This is a genomic window from Paenibacillus konkukensis, from assembly GCF_023523925.1.
Classification (GTDB): Bacteria; Bacillota; Bacilli; order Paenibacillales; family NBRC-103111; genus Paenibacillus_S; species Paenibacillus_S doosanensis.
Genome location: NZ_CP027059.1, coordinates 7,827,348 through 7,842,659, shown reverse-complemented (window position 1 = coordinate 7,842,659; position 15,312 = coordinate 7,827,348). Strand labels below are relative to the sequence as shown.

13 protein-coding genes are annotated in these 15,312 nt (G+C 53.5%); 1 reads left to right on the top strand and 12 read right to left on the bottom strand.

From position 1 onward, the window contains the following. Nucleotides 1-519: 519 nt before the first annotated feature. The 10 genes from SK3146_RS34320 to SK3146_RS34275 form a co-directional block, all read right to left on the bottom strand. On the bottom strand, nucleotides 520-864 hold the full coding sequence (locus SK3146_RS34320) for a hypothetical protein (RefSeq protein ID WP_249863010.1): 345 nt from the start codon (nucleotides 862-864) through the stop codon (nucleotides 520-522). Further along, a complete protein-coding gene (locus SK3146_RS34315) occupies nucleotides 861-1,481 on the bottom strand; it encodes a histidine phosphatase family protein (RefSeq protein WP_249863009.1) in 621 nt (206 codons plus the stop codon). The genes SK3146_RS34320 and SK3146_RS34315 overlap by 4 nt, the downstream gene beginning before the upstream one ends. Before the next feature lie 356 nt (nucleotides 1,482-1,837). Further along, on the bottom strand, nucleotides 1,838-3,385 hold the full coding sequence (locus SK3146_RS34310; RefSeq protein WP_249863008.1) for a glycoside hydrolase family 43 protein: 1,548 nt from the start codon (nucleotides 3,383-3,385) through the stop codon (nucleotides 1,838-1,840). A gap of 188 nt (nucleotides 3,386-3,573) precedes the next feature. Further along, complete coding sequence (locus tag SK3146_RS34305) at nucleotides 3,574-4,704, bottom strand: prenyltransferase/squalene oxidase repeat-containing protein (RefSeq protein WP_249863007.1); 1,131 nt, start codon at nucleotides 4,702-4,704, stop codon at nucleotides 3,574-3,576. A 22-nt stretch (nucleotides 4,705-4,726) separates the two neighbouring features. Continuing rightward, nucleotides 4,727-6,289: a glycoside hydrolase family 43 protein gene (locus SK3146_RS34300; RefSeq protein ID WP_249863006.1), complete on the bottom strand. Its 1,563-nt coding sequence runs from the start codon at nucleotides 6,287-6,289 to the stop codon at nucleotides 4,727-4,729. Nucleotides 6,290-6,475: 186 nt separating this feature from the next. Then, the gene (locus SK3146_RS34295; RefSeq protein ID WP_249863005.1) at nucleotides 6,476-7,558 is read right to left on the bottom strand and encodes a VanZ family protein; all 1,083 of its coding nucleotides are present in this window, start codon (nucleotides 7,556-7,558) and stop codon (nucleotides 6,476-6,478) included. Nucleotides 7,559-7,703: 145 nt separating this feature from the next. Beyond that, on the bottom strand, nucleotides 7,704-8,885 hold the full coding sequence (locus SK3146_RS34290) for a UxaA family hydrolase (RefSeq protein WP_249863004.1): 1,182 nt from the start codon (nucleotides 8,883-8,885) through the stop codon (nucleotides 7,704-7,706). After that, a complete protein-coding gene (locus SK3146_RS34285; protein WP_249863003.1) occupies nucleotides 8,872-9,174 on the bottom strand; it encodes a UxaA family hydrolase in 303 nt (100 codons plus the stop codon). The genes SK3146_RS34290 and SK3146_RS34285 overlap by 14 nt, the downstream gene beginning before the upstream one ends. Nucleotides 9,175-9,389: 215 nt before the next feature. Next, a complete protein-coding gene (locus SK3146_RS34280; protein WP_249863002.1) occupies nucleotides 9,390-10,424 on the bottom strand; it encodes a glycoside hydrolase family protein in 1,035 nt (344 codons plus the stop codon). A 26-nt stretch (nucleotides 10,425-10,450) separates the two neighbouring features. After that, on the bottom strand, nucleotides 10,451-11,767 hold the full coding sequence (locus SK3146_RS34275) for an ABC transporter substrate-binding protein (protein ID WP_249863001.1): 1,317 nt from the start codon (nucleotides 11,765-11,767) through the stop codon (nucleotides 10,451-10,453). A 243-nt stretch (nucleotides 11,768-12,010) separates the two neighbouring features. Between SK3146_RS34275 and SK3146_RS34270 the strand changes: the two genes are divergently transcribed. Beyond that, nucleotides 12,011-12,880: a helix-turn-helix domain-containing protein gene (locus SK3146_RS34270; RefSeq protein WP_249863000.1), complete on the top strand. Its 870-nt coding sequence runs from the start codon at nucleotides 12,011-12,013 to the stop codon at nucleotides 12,878-12,880. A gap of 327 nt (nucleotides 12,881-13,207) precedes the next feature. Here the strand turns inward: SK3146_RS34270 and SK3146_RS34265 are convergent, their stop codons facing one another. Together SK3146_RS34265 and SK3146_RS34260 are read right to left on the bottom strand one after the other, a co-directional pair. Beyond that, entirely contained in the window at nucleotides 13,208-13,564 is a 357-nt protein-coding gene (locus SK3146_RS34265) for a VOC family protein (protein ID WP_249862999.1), read from the bottom strand. 192 nt (nucleotides 13,565-13,756) lie between these two features. Further along, nucleotides 13,757-15,244 (bottom strand): IS1182 family transposase, encoded by a 1,488-nt coding sequence (locus tag SK3146_RS34260; RefSeq protein ID WP_249862998.1) that lies wholly within the window; start codon nucleotides 15,242-15,244, stop codon nucleotides 13,757-13,759. Nucleotides 15,245-15,312 lie beyond the last annotated feature (68 nt).

Genomic DNA, 15,312 nt, shown 5'->3' with positions numbered 1-15,312 from the left:
CCTTCTAACTTACAAACTGTTATTTCCTAAACCACTGAAATCAAGATGCCTGTGCCAAAAATTGTATCAAGAATCCAGTTGCATAAGAAATCCATGTTTTATAGAGTGTATAGTTCATTTATTTTATATGAGATTTTCCTTGCCACTACTAAGCATCCGAAATCATTCTGACAATCTTCTGGAGTAAATCTAAATAAGTTATTGCCAATTTCCACTTGAAACATTAGGTTTATTGACCTTGCTTCTTCCCCTTCAAGAAGGGTAAAATTGTTTTTGACGTATCAGTATTCCAATCTGTATGAAGTAAGACAAAAAAAGACCTCATCGAAATAAATCTCTATCACGGGTGGATATGAACGACTTAACCCACCAGTAATTGTCAATTTGTCATTGATATATTGCTGTGCACTAAAGTCAAACCAAAGTTCTTTCTGGATGAATTTATTTATTTCCCCAACAACTAGTTTGACTTCGCTTTCCTCCATTTTCATCATCCTTTATTAAAATTACTCTTTTATATTAGACTTGCTGATACAATACAACGTCCTCATGAGTAAATGCAGTCATCCAAGTAAGAGTAGTATCAAATAAATACGCATCAGTTTCTATCCAAGGCTCTACTTTCTCAAAGTATGATTTCACATCACAAGGGTTTACAGAGTACATTTCTTTTTGTCTTTCTAAATAGAATATTAATTCTTTTTGTTCATCTATATTTATTGCCTGCTCAAAAGTTACTCTTTGGGGCTTTTTTTTGAGTGAGTTCCATATTAAATGACCTTGCATTACTTTTTCTTCATTCGCAAATGTTTCAATGAATTTGCTTAAGATAGTCAGTCTTTCGTATTCCGATAATTTCTTCATATGTGTATTAATTCCTTCCTATCATTCCTGCCGGTAATGGTCCAACCCTCTTCCGTCCGCTCAACGATATGCAGGCCGGTGCTGCCGGCGGAATGAAACGGAGCCTTGTTCGTCCAGTCCAATCTGGACAGCAGGTAGTAGATCACATTGATAACGCCGCCGTGCGTTACGACCAGCACATTGGCTTCCAGCTCCGCCTGTTCGAGCCGGGAGAGCAAGTGCTCGAATGCGCCGCGGATTCGCGTATAAAACTGCTGCGGGCTTTCGCCTTCGGGGAACGGCTCGTCCATCCGCAGCGTGTTGAAATAAACGCCCGGAAACCGCCGCTCTGCTTCCGGATTGGGCATACCTGCAAGCAGTCCGTTATTCATCTCCCGCCAGGCGGAGGAATAGATGACGGGCAGTTTCAGCTCTGCGGCCGCTTCGCGCGCCGTTTCCATCGCACGCTGCAGATCGCTGCTGACGATCGTATTGATGTTAAAGACGGCTTGATGCCGGGCCAGGTACGCTCCCAGCTTCCGCGATTGAAGTATGCCGTCCGCCGTCAAGCCCCTCGGGCTCCAGCCGCCGCGATAGCCGCTCTCGTCTTCGCCGTGTCTTGCCAGAATGATCTTCATTAGCCAATGAGTCCTCCTTGCATTAGGAACACGAGTCTGGGACGCATGTCCGTTTCTTTAAACGTACCATAAATTAACAGTTATTTCTACAGCCCGATCGGGAACAAATCCCCCAAAAGTGACGTGTAGACTTTACTTTCGGGGAGAACCCGGATTTCCACAGGATATTGCTGCGCATCATTTCCTAAAAAAAAGACAGCCTCAACGGCTGTCTCCTTCTATAAGAAAAAGCATAAATGCACATGCGGGAATCTATTCTTTAAACGAAAAAGCTTCCGTCTACAAGGACGAGCGCCGACGTTATTTCCAGCTCCCTCTCGGCTCTCCCGGCCGCTGTTTGGCCACAATTCCGGTACTTACTCGCCCGCGGCGGGCGGCTCCGGCACGTAATGAAACCAGTCAATATCCGCGGGGATGCTGCGTCCCGATCCGCCGCTCACGGCATAGAAGCCGACCATCGTGCCGGTGAACGCCTTTTTCTCCATCGTACCCTCGTCGCTTAAGAATACGGCGTCGCCGATCCGCCCGGCGAGAACCCAATTCTCGTTGTCGCCGCTATAGTAGAAGCTGCGGACATCGCGATCGACGCGAACCTGCAGGTAGATCGCCTTCGCCTCCGTTTGGCCGATAGCCGCCGATTGCAGCTCGCGGGTCACCGAAGCCCGGCGCTCGATCAGCTTGAGCTTAAGCCCGCTATCTTGAGCGACGCACAGCTTCACGAAGCAGCGGGTGTCGTAATAGCAGACGAGTCCGGCCTCTTCTCCGTCCCGCTCGGGCCGAAACTCCAGCTTCATGCTCGCGCTGTAGCGGTGATGCTGCTCCCTGCGCACCAGCACATTGCGGGCTTCGATCGTATCGATATCCGCTTCACCCGTCCATAGACGCACGCAGCCGGGCCTTTCGGTCAGCGACCACTTCGCCTCGTCGGGGTTTCTCGCAAACTGCCAATGCAGCGGCAGCGCGGTCTCGTCGAAATCATCCAGCGCCGGATACGAATAGACCGTCTCTTCCAGCTGCGGAGCTCTCTGTGTGACGCTCGGACCGCGCCCCTCGTTCACCTCGAACCAGCCGTCCGCCGTCCAGCGAACCGGCTCCAGACATGTTTCCCTACCGAGCGTACAGTAGTTTCCGGCTACCGGTCTTCCCGCCAAATGCACCATCCACCACTCGCCGTGCTGCGTCTGAACCAGCTTCCCGTGACCTGCGCGTTGAATCGCCGCAGCGGGGTCGGTCTGGGTATGAACGGGATTATCCGGGCACGATTCATATGGCCCTGTAAGGTAACGGGAACGCGCCGTCGTGACGCAATGACCGTACTCCGTGCCGCCTTCGGCCAAAATGATGTAGTAATAGCCGTCTTTTTTCAAAATATGCGGCCCTTCCGGCGAAGCCTTGCCCGTTCCCGGCCATAGAAAGACGGTTTCGCCCTCGGCGCCCGACATATCGTCCTTCAGCTTCAGCAGCTTGGCGCCGCCGCCTCCGAACACCATGTAACGGCTGCCGTCGTCATCAATGAACAGGGAGGGATCGAGCCCTTCTTCGTTGATTGTTACAGGCTTCGAATAAGGTCCTTCCGGCCGGTCCGAATGCATCAGAATATTGCGCCGACCCGAGCCGTGCAGACGCAGCGTAGCCATAATATAAAATGTACCTTCATGATAAGCGATATCCGGCGCCCAAATCCCGTAAGAGTCCGGCAAATCCGATAGTTGAATATAATCGCTTTCGGTGATCGCATGGCCGATATATTCCCAGTGGACCAAATCCCGCGAATGAGAAATGACGATAGCCGGGAAAAACTGAAACGTGGAATTGACCATATAATAATCTTCGCCGACCCGCACGATCGACGGATCGGGATGAAATCCGGGCCGGATAGGGTTCGTATACGTTCTGCTGTTCACTGTAAGCTCCTTTTCTGCTAGCTTTAGAAGTGTGGTGAAAAAGCTCGCTGCGGCGTCCATTTGATCCTCCAATCGCTGTTGAAATCGGATTATTTTCCTATTTTTCTATGAAGAGAATCCGTTTTCAAAGGCGACTGCTTACGCTTTTCCAGATTCAAATGGCCCCTCCGCCCTTTTTTACCATACTTTTAGCGGCGGCCGATATTGTCGAGAAACGCTGCCGGAGACGCCGACGCAAGCGGACGATGCTCCACGCCGGCAAGCTTGTGGCAATACTCGCGAATAAGCAGCGCTTGAGTTCCCGCGTTCATATCCCCTTCCACGAGCCCTTGGCCGATAGGCACCGGCGCAGGCATGTACGAATAGAATTCGCCTTCTTTCACCTGGGCTACGTTAGGGGCAGGCGGCGATTGATGAATTTCGCGGGAGAAGCCTCCGTCCGGCCGCAATAGCTTGCGCATGTTGGAGACGGTAATGCGGATAATCTCCTCCAATTCCTCCTCGGGAATACGCAGCTCCTGCCGGAACGTGCCGAGCAGATCGATCGGATTGCGAATCCAGCACATATCTCGCGCCTCGTCTTCGCGAAGACAGCTTAAGATCGTCCGGTAGATCCGGTCGATGTTCGGCGTGCGAACGCCGAAACGGGAATAGAACGCATTGAGCTTAAACGTTCCCGATATGCGGATGTAACGGTTCCCTTCGCCCCATAAACCGGTCTCGGGGTCTTGAATCGAGGCGAAATAACGCTCGCCCGCTTCGATAAATTCCCTCCGCTCCGGCTCTTCGAACTTGGCGATATGATGGTTCGGCGTTCCCATAAAATCGCAGCCTCTCCAGCTGTTGCTCAGATCGACCCGCTTCAGCCACTCCACATAACTTTCCGGCGACCGCAGATAGTCCGGTCTCTCCTGTACCTGATGGGGCAGCGGATACAGCGGGGCAGAGCCCAGACGATGCAGCGAGTTGGTGCTGTAGCCCAAAGCGCGCATTACCATAACCTCATCCTTGCGCATATTCGGATCGGCATCATAGAAATAACCGGAATCCGGGTCCTGCTTATTGCGGAAAAATGCCGCGATATTTTCCTTCGTCTCCTGAGGAAGCGCATCGAATAAGCCGGATCGGATCAAAATATTGACCGCCTGCGCCGTCGATTCGATATCCGGAATAAAGTTCTCCATATCGAACGAGCTGCGGGCATAATAGAATCCTCCGGAGGCAGGATCGTACTGGCCTGCGAGCCACTTGAAAAAATCGCCGAACAATGAGTCCATTTCACCAAGTTGTTCCCTGATTTGCTGAGCTGCCGTTGTCATCTGCGCGTCATCCCTTCGCTTGTTAAATTTCGCGGTACTCGAACCAGTCAAAATCGGCGTAAGCTTCGCTCGCTTGCCCTTCGCTGCTGGCGAACAGCCCGATATAAGCGCCGATAAAGCCTCCGGCTACATCTGTGCTCAAGATCGTGCCGTCCGCATTCTCGGCCAGCGTGTGCCATACTTCCGCCTCGGTGCCGTAGTAGAAATGGTAAGCTTGACCTACCGCTTCCACCTTCAAATACAGCCTGGACGCATCTACCGGACGCTCCGCCAATAGCCGCTCCTCGCCCGCCTTGCGCTCCACCAAACGGATGACGGTCCTAGCTTCGGTATAAGCGTACTCCATCCGGAATTGATAGTCCTGGTTTTGCAGCAGAACCGCTCCCGCCGTCTCTCCCCGGCGCCGCGGCTTAAATTCCATAACCGTCCGCATGGCAAAATTCATATGCTGCTGACGTCTTCCGACGAAGCTCGGATTGGCGCATTCCGTCATCCGCTCGGGCTTCAGCTTCAGCCGCAAATATCCCGGCCGTTCCGTCAAAGACCAATATTCGCCCCGCGGCGTGCGGATAAAATTCCACTGCAGCCCCAGCTTGGACGACTCGAAGTGGTCGCAAACCGGCTCCGACGGCCATCTATGCTCGGGCAGATTCGGCCGCGGCAGCTCCAGCTCGACGATGCCTTTGCCCGGGTTGACGACCGGCCATCCGCTTTCCCAGCGGAACGGAACGAGGAACGTCTCCCTGCCCAGGTTGCGAAAGTCCCCGCCGTAAGGACGCGAAGCGAGGCACACCATCCACCACTCGCCGTTCTCGGTTTCGACGATATCGGCATGACCTACGTTCGTGATCGGATAGCCTCTGCCCAGATGACGGTGCGTCAAGATCGGGTTCATTTTGCAGTTCTCGTAAGGCCCCGTTATCGACTCGCTCCTCGCGATCGTCACCGAATGCGTGAAGCCAGTCCCACCTTCGGCGATTAGCAGGTAATAATATCCGTTTATTTTGTATAGATGCGGGCCTTCCTGCGCGTGAATCTGCTTCAGCGCTCCGTCCCATAAGCTGTATTTCGGCCCGACGAGCCGATGATGCTCCAGATCGAGCTCCTGCAGCCAAATTTCCATATGCTTCGGATACGACTGTCCTTCCGGCGGCATCCGGTTCGCCATCACGTACGCCTTGCCGTCCTCGTCGAAAAACAAGGACGGATCGATGCCCGGCGCGTCCGGCAGCCAATGCGGGTCGGACCAGGGGCCGGCGGGATTCTCGGCGGTTACGTAAAAATTGCGGCGGGCTCCGCTGGCGCTGACGACGAACGTCGTGATCATGTAAAAGATGCCGTTATGGTGCCGGATCGTTGCGGCGTAAATGCCTTTGGAGGACGGCGTTTCATCCAAATCCAGCTGCGACGGGCGGTCCAGCACATGGCCGAGCTGCCGCCAATGAACGAGATCTTTGCTGTGGAAGATGGGAACTCCCGGAAAATATTCAAAAGAGGAGGTGACCATATAATAGTCCTCTCCTACTCTGCAAATCGACGGATCAGGGTAAAAACCGGGTAAAACCGGATTGCGGAACGTTTCCATAGGCTTATTGCTCTCCTTTGCTGTCTTTCTTGACGTTTTGTTCATTCTAGTACAATGAATAGCTCGATTCTATATAAAACCATGTCGAAAAGCGCTTAAAATTTCATTTTTTTGTCCTATTATCCTGCGTCCGACCCGGTTCAAGCAAACAAGCCCAGGCTGCATTTGGGCCTGAGCTTGCATCATTTATACGATAATATGCTTCGTCCTGCTGATCGCTTCGTAAAATAAGCCTTTATCGCGGCGGTATAACCTGCGCAGCAGATGAAAGCCGAGCAGGATGTCGATCCCTAGCGTGAATAGCGCCAGGAAAACGGCCATGTCGTCCGGCACGGCTTGTTTGGCGGCCAGCGCCGTCAGAACGTGCAGGCCGCCGATTGCGGCATACAGCAGTCCGTATCGCATCAGCAGCTCCTGAAGCCGGATATGCTCATGCTGTCCTTTCAGACGGATTCGGACGATATATTTGCCGAACGTATAACCGTTCGTCGCATACGGAACGCCGATAAAATATATCAGCACGAACGCCAGCATATACAGCGGACGCCCCACCACGAGCAAAAACGCCGCAAACGGAAGCAGAACCACCCAATCGATCTGGAAAGCAACGAAGCGGCGGATATAGCCGACACGCCTGGAGGATAAATCCACATTGCGGTCCAGTTGTCCAATATCAGGCAGCCGGCTGGCAAACAACCGGCCCATTCCGTAGCCGATCCAGCCTCCGAGCGTATTCAGCAGCAGATCGTCGACGTCGAATATCCGGTAAGGGCAATCGTAAATACCGTACAGACCGGTTAACTGCGTCGTTTCAAAAAACAGCGAAAGCACTAAAGCCGCGGAGACCGTCTGCCAACCGCTGCGCCGGAAATAATATTGCAGAAACAGCCCCAAAGGAACGAGCAGCAGCACGTTAAACACAACCTGCAGCACGGCACGCTCTTGAATGAGCAGCAAATAAGTGGAAGGCTGATCGAATCGTACGCGGGTCTCCCTCAAGAAATCGTTGACGAATTGCAGCGGAACCGGCTGAATGTACGATTTGCCCGGGCCCGTGCATGTATGAACCGTATCCGGCAGCGGCAAAATGACCAAGTAATAAGCGGTAATCATATAAAGCAGCAAAGCGTACATCGCAAAGCCGCGAAAACCGTTCACATAGCCGTATTTGCGGTATTGGACGATAAGAAACGGCAGCGTGAACAGCAGCGCGGCCAGCGGAAACGTTAGCAGAGCATAGCGGATAGGGAATAAATAAGATTCCAGCATAGCAGCAGCACCTGTCGGTTAGGATTGTCGATTTCTGACATAAACTCCCCTTATTGTATGCTGCTGCGTAAATTCTATAAACCGTCCCGAGACCGGCCGGCTCCCCGACCTAAGTCTTGGGCTTCCCGTCATCCAGGCATTAAGTTTAGAATGTCGGTCCGATCCGCCATATTCCGAAATCATGCTGCTTCAATATTTCCGATTTGGTCAGCTTGCCCGAGCAAACTTCAATAATTTCTTCGAAGATGCGGTCGCCTACCGATTCGATCGTTTCCGTACCGTCAATGATCGTCCCGGCGTTCAGATCGATATTATCGTTCATTTTTTCAAAAATGCTCGTGTTCGTCGCAATCTTGATCACCGGCGCGATCGGCGAGCCCGTCGGGGTGCCGCGGCCCGTCGTAAACAGCACGATTTGCGAGCCTCCCGCTACCATGCCGGTCAGCTGTTCGATATCATGGCCGGGCGTATCCATCCACACCAATCCGCGCCGGGTCGGGCGCTCCGCATAATCGATCAGCTCCTGCAATGGGCGGGTTCCCGACTTGTTGGCCGCGCCCAGCGATTTCTCCTCCAGCGAGCTGATGCCGCCTTTAATATTGCCGGGGCTCGGATTGCCCGTGCGAATATCGACGTTCATCGCGAAGGCCCGCTTCTCCATCGCCTCGATCACTTGATACACCCGCTTGGCCACCTGGTCGTCCACCGCCCGGTTCGCCAGCAGATGCTCCGCACCGATCAGCTCCGTCGTCTCGGCGAGAATGGACGTGCCGCCGTGATCGACAATCCGGTCGCTGCAGACGCCGACGGCAGGATTGGCGGACAAGCCCGAACAGGCGTCGGAGCCGCCGCATTCGGTGCCTACGATCAGCTCGCCGAAGTCGCATTCCACCCGCCGCTGACGCGACGCCTCCTGCACCATTCGCGCCGCGGCGCGGGCCGCTTCGGCGACCGTGAACAGCGTGCCGCCGTGATCTTGTATCGAGATCACTTCCACCGGCTTGCCGGTTTTACGCACCTCCGCGGCAACGCTGCGGGCTTGATGCGTCTCGCAGCCGAGCCCGAGCACGATGACGCCGTATACGTTCGGATTGGCGGCGCTTCCGACATACGTGCGGAACGTTTGCTCGTAATCGACCCCGACCTGGGCGCAGCCGTGCTGATGGATGAAGCTGACGGTTCCCTGCACAAGCTCCGTCACCCTCGCCGCCGTCTGCGTGGCGCAGACGATCGTCGGCAAAATCAGCACATGATTGCGGACGCCGACACCCCCGTCGGGCCTGCGGTATCCCCAAAACGTTCTGCGAAGCGATTCAGATGGCTTCATGTCTGTCTCCCCTTCCTCTCTTGCCTTCCAGGTTGTGAATATGCACGTGCTCGCCGCGGCGTATGCTGCGGGTGGCGGCTCCGATCACTTCGCCGTACTTGATAATATCGTCTCCCGCTTCCATAGGCACGACGGCGAATTTATGACCGAACTCGATCGTCTCCAGCAGCGTAACCTCCAGTTCCTTGCCCTGGCTGCTGACCGTAAGCGTCGTTCCTGCCGGAATCTGGCTTAAAGCGACGGCCACCTTGTCCTGCGGCTTCATCATGACCGTATGATACGTCGTCAATCGGTCCGACCTCCTTTTAACGGATTGGTTGAAGCTGTTATTACCTGGCATAAGCATTACTGTTTACGCTTTCATCACCTATTCTCCGCCGTCCCCGTTTATTCCTACTTTTTCCTGAAAAATACCTGTGCTCCGGTTAAAACAAAACAAGCAGCTACCCGGTTGGCGGATAACTGCTTGCCTATGATGCGGCGGATAAGCTTCCGCCTTATCTTCTACTCCCCGATCGGGATGCACATATTCCACGTACGCGTCGCCTGCTGGAACCCTCCCGGGCCGTTCGCGACCGCGGCGAACAAATGCGTCGGCTTTCCGTCCTGGAACAGCAGGAACGGCCTCTCCAGACTGCCCATCGTCTGCACGGTGCCGTCCTCCCAAGCGACCGTTCGCGAGTACGCTTTGGGCGATTCGCTGAACGCCCATTGCTGTCCGTCCTTGGAGTACGCATGCACGCCTCCGTGCTTTTCGCCGCAGATCGTCCCTTCCATATCTTTGGCGATCAGCTCGTAGCCGTTCGGCGTTTTCCAAATGAACGGGTCCTCGATATGGAACCGCTCGGGCGAAAACAGCGGCTCATCGGAATTCCGCACATAGGGGCCCTCGTAATGGGCGGCCTTGGCCACGCCAATGGTCATCTTGCCGTGCACATGGCCTTCATATTTCCTCGCTTTGTATACGAGCAGCACCGAACCGTCTTCATGCACGCACGGCGCCGGGTTGGACGTCAGGAAGCTGTCGAATTTGTCCGGACGCGTCGGCAGGATCGGGCTGTCCGAGCGCTTCCACGGACCGAACACGCTCTTCGACGTCGCCAGACCGACCCGCTTGTTGGCGCGCCCTACGATGCAGCGCGGATCGTCAAGACCGACGATCTCGCCCGGCGCAGGCTCCGGCAGCGGATGGGTCGAGCCCATATAGTAGAGCAGGTACGTATCGCCGCACTTCGTAATATGCGGATTATGCGTGCTCCGGCCGTCCCAGTACTCGGCGCCTCTGGCCGACAGCACAACCTCCTGGAACTCGTAAGGCCCTTCCGGCGTATCCGATACGGCGCGCACAATCTCCGAAGCCATAATCCAGCCGGGATGCATGGGCAGCGTTTGCGGCCAGCGGGAGGCGAACATATGGAAGCGGCCGTCCTCGCCCTTAATTACCGATCCGCACCATACCCAGTAGCCTTCCATCCGGAAGCCGCCGTTCACGGGAGCCGGAAGCAGTTTTTCGCTTAAACGTTCAATCGTTGCAGACATGGTATTCTCTCCAATCGGGTCTGTTTTTATTTATTCAATTGCGCCTCGATATGCTTGTTCAATAATTCATCGGCTTCGCGCAGCGCCGTATTAATATCTTTTTCTTTATTGACAACGGCCTGGAACGCATTGCTCGTTATTTTATCGACTTCGCCCTCGTTCAAATATTTGATCGGCGTAATGACGGCCATCTTCGGCTTGGTCATCGCGATCAGGTTCTTTTCGCTAAATTCGGGGATGCCTTTGCCGAACTCATCCTTCACCTTCTGCGAGGTGAGCACCGTCATGCGCCCGTTGCGCACCATGTCGGTCTGCACTTCGTCGGACATCATCGTCTCCAGCACCTGAAACGCCGCGTCCTTGTTCGGGCTTTGCGCGGTAATCGCGAGAATCGGGCTGTCTACGCGGTGGGCAACGCCGGGCGCCTTTTTGTTGGACGGGTAAGTGACGACGTCCCACCTTACATCGGGCGCTTTCTTCAGCGCATTCAGCGTATTGCTGTAGCCGGCCAGCATGGCCAGCTCGCCTTTGATAAACGCCTGCTCGTTTTTGCCGTAGTTCAGCGTCTTGTAATCGCCGGCCGTCATCCCGGGAATGTCGTACAAGCTCTCCCACAGCTGGAACAGCTCCTTCCACGAGTCCGTGTTCAGCAGCGATTTGTTCGTTTGGAAATCGACATAAGGCAACGCCAGCTGCCGCGCGCCGCGGTACAGGAAATCCGCATATAGCCCGCGGTACTGCACGCCGTTGTCCATCTTTGTCATCTTGATCGACAAATCCCTCAGATCGTCCCAAGTCATGTTGTCCTGCGGGTACGGAATGCCCATCCGGTCGAACACGTCCTTGTTGTAAAATAACCCGAACGGGTTATGATAAGCGGCAAAGCCTACCAAATAGCTCTGATTGCTGGCGATTTTGATCGTTTCCAACACTTCCGGAGCGATCCGGTTCACATCGAACCGGTGCTTCTTGATCAAATCCTCGATGTTATACGTCAAACCGAGATCATTGATCGCGCTCAGATTCCCCGGATAATAGCCGACGATATCGGGGGTTGTGCCCGCGGAGAGAAGATCGGTTATGCTGCTCCCTTTTTCGGACGTATTGATCCTCTCCACCGTGATGTACGGATACTTCTTTTTAACCGGCTCCGTAATGTACTTGGCAAAATCCTCCTCCGTGAACATATTGTTGCTGACCGCGATTTTGATCGTGGCCGGTTCGGTTTGCACCGCTTCTTCTTTTTTCGACTTATCGCCCGGTGACGTGTCAGTGGAGCTGCAGCCGGATACGATAGACAAGGTTAGCAGCGGCGCCAGCCATAATCGGTATGAACTTCTCAAACAATCCCCACCCGCCTTTTCATTGGAAAAAATGTTCGGTTCATCGCTCGGCAATCTTGTATGCTCCTTCATTTAAACATAAGCGGCGCCGGGGACCTAGAGAAAATATCATTCGATTTAAGTACAATATCAGACTTTCTGTTATGTACAACTACTTGATTTTATCATTATTTAACGGGTAAAATAAATTCTTGTATGAAATATTATACGCTTTCAATTTATTTTGAAGGGAAGGCTGCGCAAGTGGACTGTTTGGAGCTGCAAATACCGCCGATGCCGCAATATATCACCGTCGGCCATACGAAGCCGCGGGAAGGAACGCAGCATTTTGAGAGGAGCTTTCCGCTGTACGACATGATTCTGGTGAAAAGCGGCGCTTATTATATGACCGAGGACGAAGTTCCTTACGAGATCGGCGAGAACGGTTTTCTCGTGCTGGAGCCGCACCGGCTGCATAGAGGTCATCGACCTTGCCCGGCGGGAACCGAGCTGTATTACCTGCACTTCCTGCATTCCAGCCCGCTGCGCACCGTACACGCCCAGGATATTCAATGGACGGCGGTATCCCCTTCCCCCACTTACCGGGATCAGGAGCCGCATCGTCAGCTGATGTACCTCCCCAAATTCGCCCATGTGGAGCCCGACGAAGCATTCCCGCTGCTCGATCAGATGAAACAGCTGCACAGCCGGTTTTCCCCCGAAAATCATCTGCAGCTGCAGGCGCTGCTCGGCCAGTTCCTCGTCCTGCTGCAAAAACGGCTGCGCGCGCAAACGTATTCGCGAAGCCAGAAGCTGAGCGAGCAAATCGTTCAATACTTGTATGCGACCTGCTCCGAACCGTTCCGGCTCGATGACTTGTCCAAAAAATTCAATTTCCACATCGACTATTTATCCAAATGCTTGAAAAAGCATACCGGCATGACGCCGCTGCAATACGCCAACCGGATCAAAATCGAGAAAGCCAAATCGCTGCTGCAGCACTCGGATCTCCCTCTGAAGGAAATCGTCGCCCAGGTCGGGTTCGCCGACTATAACTACTTCTTGCGGGTGTTCCGCCAGCATACCGGCATCTCCCCGGCCAAATACCGCAACGGCTACCAGCATCGGAGCTAGGCATGCGGGGGCAAGCGAGCAACTGCGGCTGGTTAGAGGTTGACCACCACCGCGCGGCTCCAGGTGCCTCAGCGGAGACCCGCCTCATATTCCCAAGCAGCAAAAAAGCGCACCGGCTATCCGTAAGACAGCGATGCGCTTTGTATGCTTGTGCCGATTGGGCCCGACAGCGATAACCTTATCCCAAGACAACGCGGTCGTCGACGAACTTCTCGCTGCGGATTCGCTCGAACTCTCTAAGCAGCCTTTCGCTGCGATACCTTTCACAGCTCCAAGCGGCCTTCAGCTCACTGCAGCCGGGCCGAACCCCCGTCAGCCTGCAATCCCCTAGCATTTGCAAATCATCAGGCAGTTCCCATCGGGATCTTTGAAATTGAACCAGTGCCCGTTTTCGATTCCGGTAACCAGCTCGATCCCGCGATTTTGCATCAAATCGTAGGCCGCTTGAATGTCCTCCGTATTAAAATGGAACGCAGGCGTGCGGAAGTATGTTTCCTCCGAATAAACATTACTGTCCAGCACGATGTTCAAGCCGTTGTTGTCCATCGGGATACAGCATAAATGCCCGGCGTGAATCTTGTATTCGGGCTCCAAGCCTAGCAGATCGCAATACCACTCTCTTGCCTTGACAATGTCGCTGACCGGAATGAACACGGCTCCGATTTTGCTGCTGATGATACTCATTGCATCTTCTCCTCCGTTTGTATAGCTGTTCCAATGCTCTACCCGCTCTCCGGCCGCTTGTTCACCGGGCTTCTAAGAGTCTGTCCGACGGAGTTACTTTTGTAGGTCCCTTCGGAGTAAGACTCGGTTTTCAAATGATTTTTCATCACGATTTGAGTATAATCACTGTGTCTTTCTTTGCCTTTGTGGGAGTTACGCCGCTTTTTTACGTTTTTGGGCAGACCTCTCCCGTTTATACACCGTGGATGGTTTGGGATATCTGGCAGAATGAAGCTTTCTTAAATTATAGCTTAAAGCCAAAAGGACGAACTCACCCTCAACCTTATCTTCGCCACGGAGGTGAAACTGACGAAAGCCCTGACATTCTTTCATTTGCCCCCACGCGGGTTCCACGATGGCTTTACGTAACCGGTAAATGTCTTTACCGGCATCGCTTTGCACTTTGGTTCTCATGGCTTCTCGGATCGGATCGCCTTCATTGCGTTTGACCCTTCGTTTACCGGATCCGGACTTAACGCAGTCCTTTTGAAACGGGCAGGTCAGGCAGGCATCGCTCATATACACCCATTGAGTCGCTTTTTGAGGATCCTTTTCATAGTATGTGTACTTGTGGATCAGCGTTTGTCCCGCTGGGCACACATAGGTATCCGTTTCCGGGATATACGTAAAGTTGGTTTTATCGTACGGATTCCCGTGCTGCTTGTTTTCACGGGTTGCCGCGATGTAGGCGTCGGTCTCGGCCTTCGTCGCCGCCTGAATGTTGTCCGCACTAAAGTACCCTGCGTCCGCACTCACTTTCTCGGGCACCTTTCCCGTTATGTTGCGGATGGAACCGAGCACCGGCTGGAATTGGTGTTGGTCGCTGCTGCTAGAGTTCATCTGCAGTCCGACGATGAATCCCTGATCCGCATCTACGGCAATTTGCGGATTATATCCTTGGATGACGCCTTGGGTTTTCGTATCCATGATTTGGGAATCTGGATCGGTAAAGTTAAATTGATCTTTGTCCGGTGTCTTCGATTCCTCTACCGGTTTGCGAGTTTCCAACTGTCTGAGCGCCTCTCTGATTTTTTCAAGTCGGGATTGGCGATTGGTCACCGATTCCGGCAACAGCGAAAGGGGCTCTTCGTTCTCTTGGTCGTCTATCTGGCCGGCTTGCTCGAGAGCTTCGCGGATTTCCTTTTCCAGACGCTCGATTTCCTGGTTCATCCGATCTCGCGACATCGACTTATGCTTCGATGCATGGGCTTTCAGCTTCGAACCATCGATGCTGACATGACCGAGGGACACGTACCCTAGCTGTATGGCGATGTGTACCACTTGTTTGAAAAGTCCCGGTAATGATTCGAGGTTATTTTTTCGAAAATCGCTGAGCGTACGGAAATCCGGTCGATGGCCGCCACATAGCCAACGAAAAGGAATATTTTCATCCATAGCCTGACGAAGGGTCCGGGAGGTGAACACACCCGTAGCATAGCCATAGAACCATAACTTCAAAAGCATGGCGGGGTGATAGGCTTCTTCTCCGCGATGGGAATACCGATTTGTCATGACCGTGAGATCCAACTGATCCACGATGTCGCTAACAAGCCGCACTAAATGATCTTCAGGGATCCAATCGCTCAAATACATCGGAAACAATTCACCTTGTTCCGTGGAGTAAGATTTAAATTTTGCCATTAACCACACACCCTTTTTTACCAGATAAACAGATTACAGTTAAGTTTCGCGACGAAACTATGCTTTTC

Coding starts and splice junctions, on each gene's coding strand:
- SK3146_RS34315 (WP_249863009.1), bottom strand. CDS start 1,481: ATGAAGATCATTCTGGCAAGACACGGCGAAGACGAGAGCGGCTATCGC.
- SK3146_RS34265 (WP_249862999.1), bottom strand. CDS start 13,564: ATGAGTATCATCAGCAGCAAAATCGGAGCCGTGTTCATTCCGGTCAGC.
- SK3146_RS34300 (WP_249863006.1), bottom strand. CDS start 6,289: ATGGAAACGTTCCGCAATCCGGTTTTACCCGGTTTTTACCCTGATCCG.
- SK3146_RS34295 (WP_249863005.1), bottom strand. CDS start 7,558: ATGCTGGAATCTTATTTATTCCCTATCCGCTATGCTCTGCTAACGTTT.
- SK3146_RS34280 (WP_249863002.1), bottom strand. CDS start 10,424: ATGTCTGCAACGATTGAACGTTTAAGCGAAAAACTGCTTCCGGCTCCC.
- SK3146_RS34320 (WP_249863010.1), bottom strand. CDS start 864: ATGAAGAAATTATCGGAATACGAAAGACTGACTATCTTAAGCAAATTC.
- SK3146_RS34290 (WP_249863004.1), bottom strand. CDS start 8,885: ATGAAGCCATCTGAATCGCTTCGCAGAACGTTTTGGGGATACCGCAGG.
- SK3146_RS34305 (WP_249863007.1), bottom strand. CDS start 4,704: ATGACAACGGCAGCTCAGCAAATCAGGGAACAACTTGGTGAAATGGAC.
- SK3146_RS34260 (WP_249862998.1), bottom strand. CDS start 15,244: ATGGCAAAATTTAAATCTTACTCCACGGAACAAGGTGAATTGTTTCCG.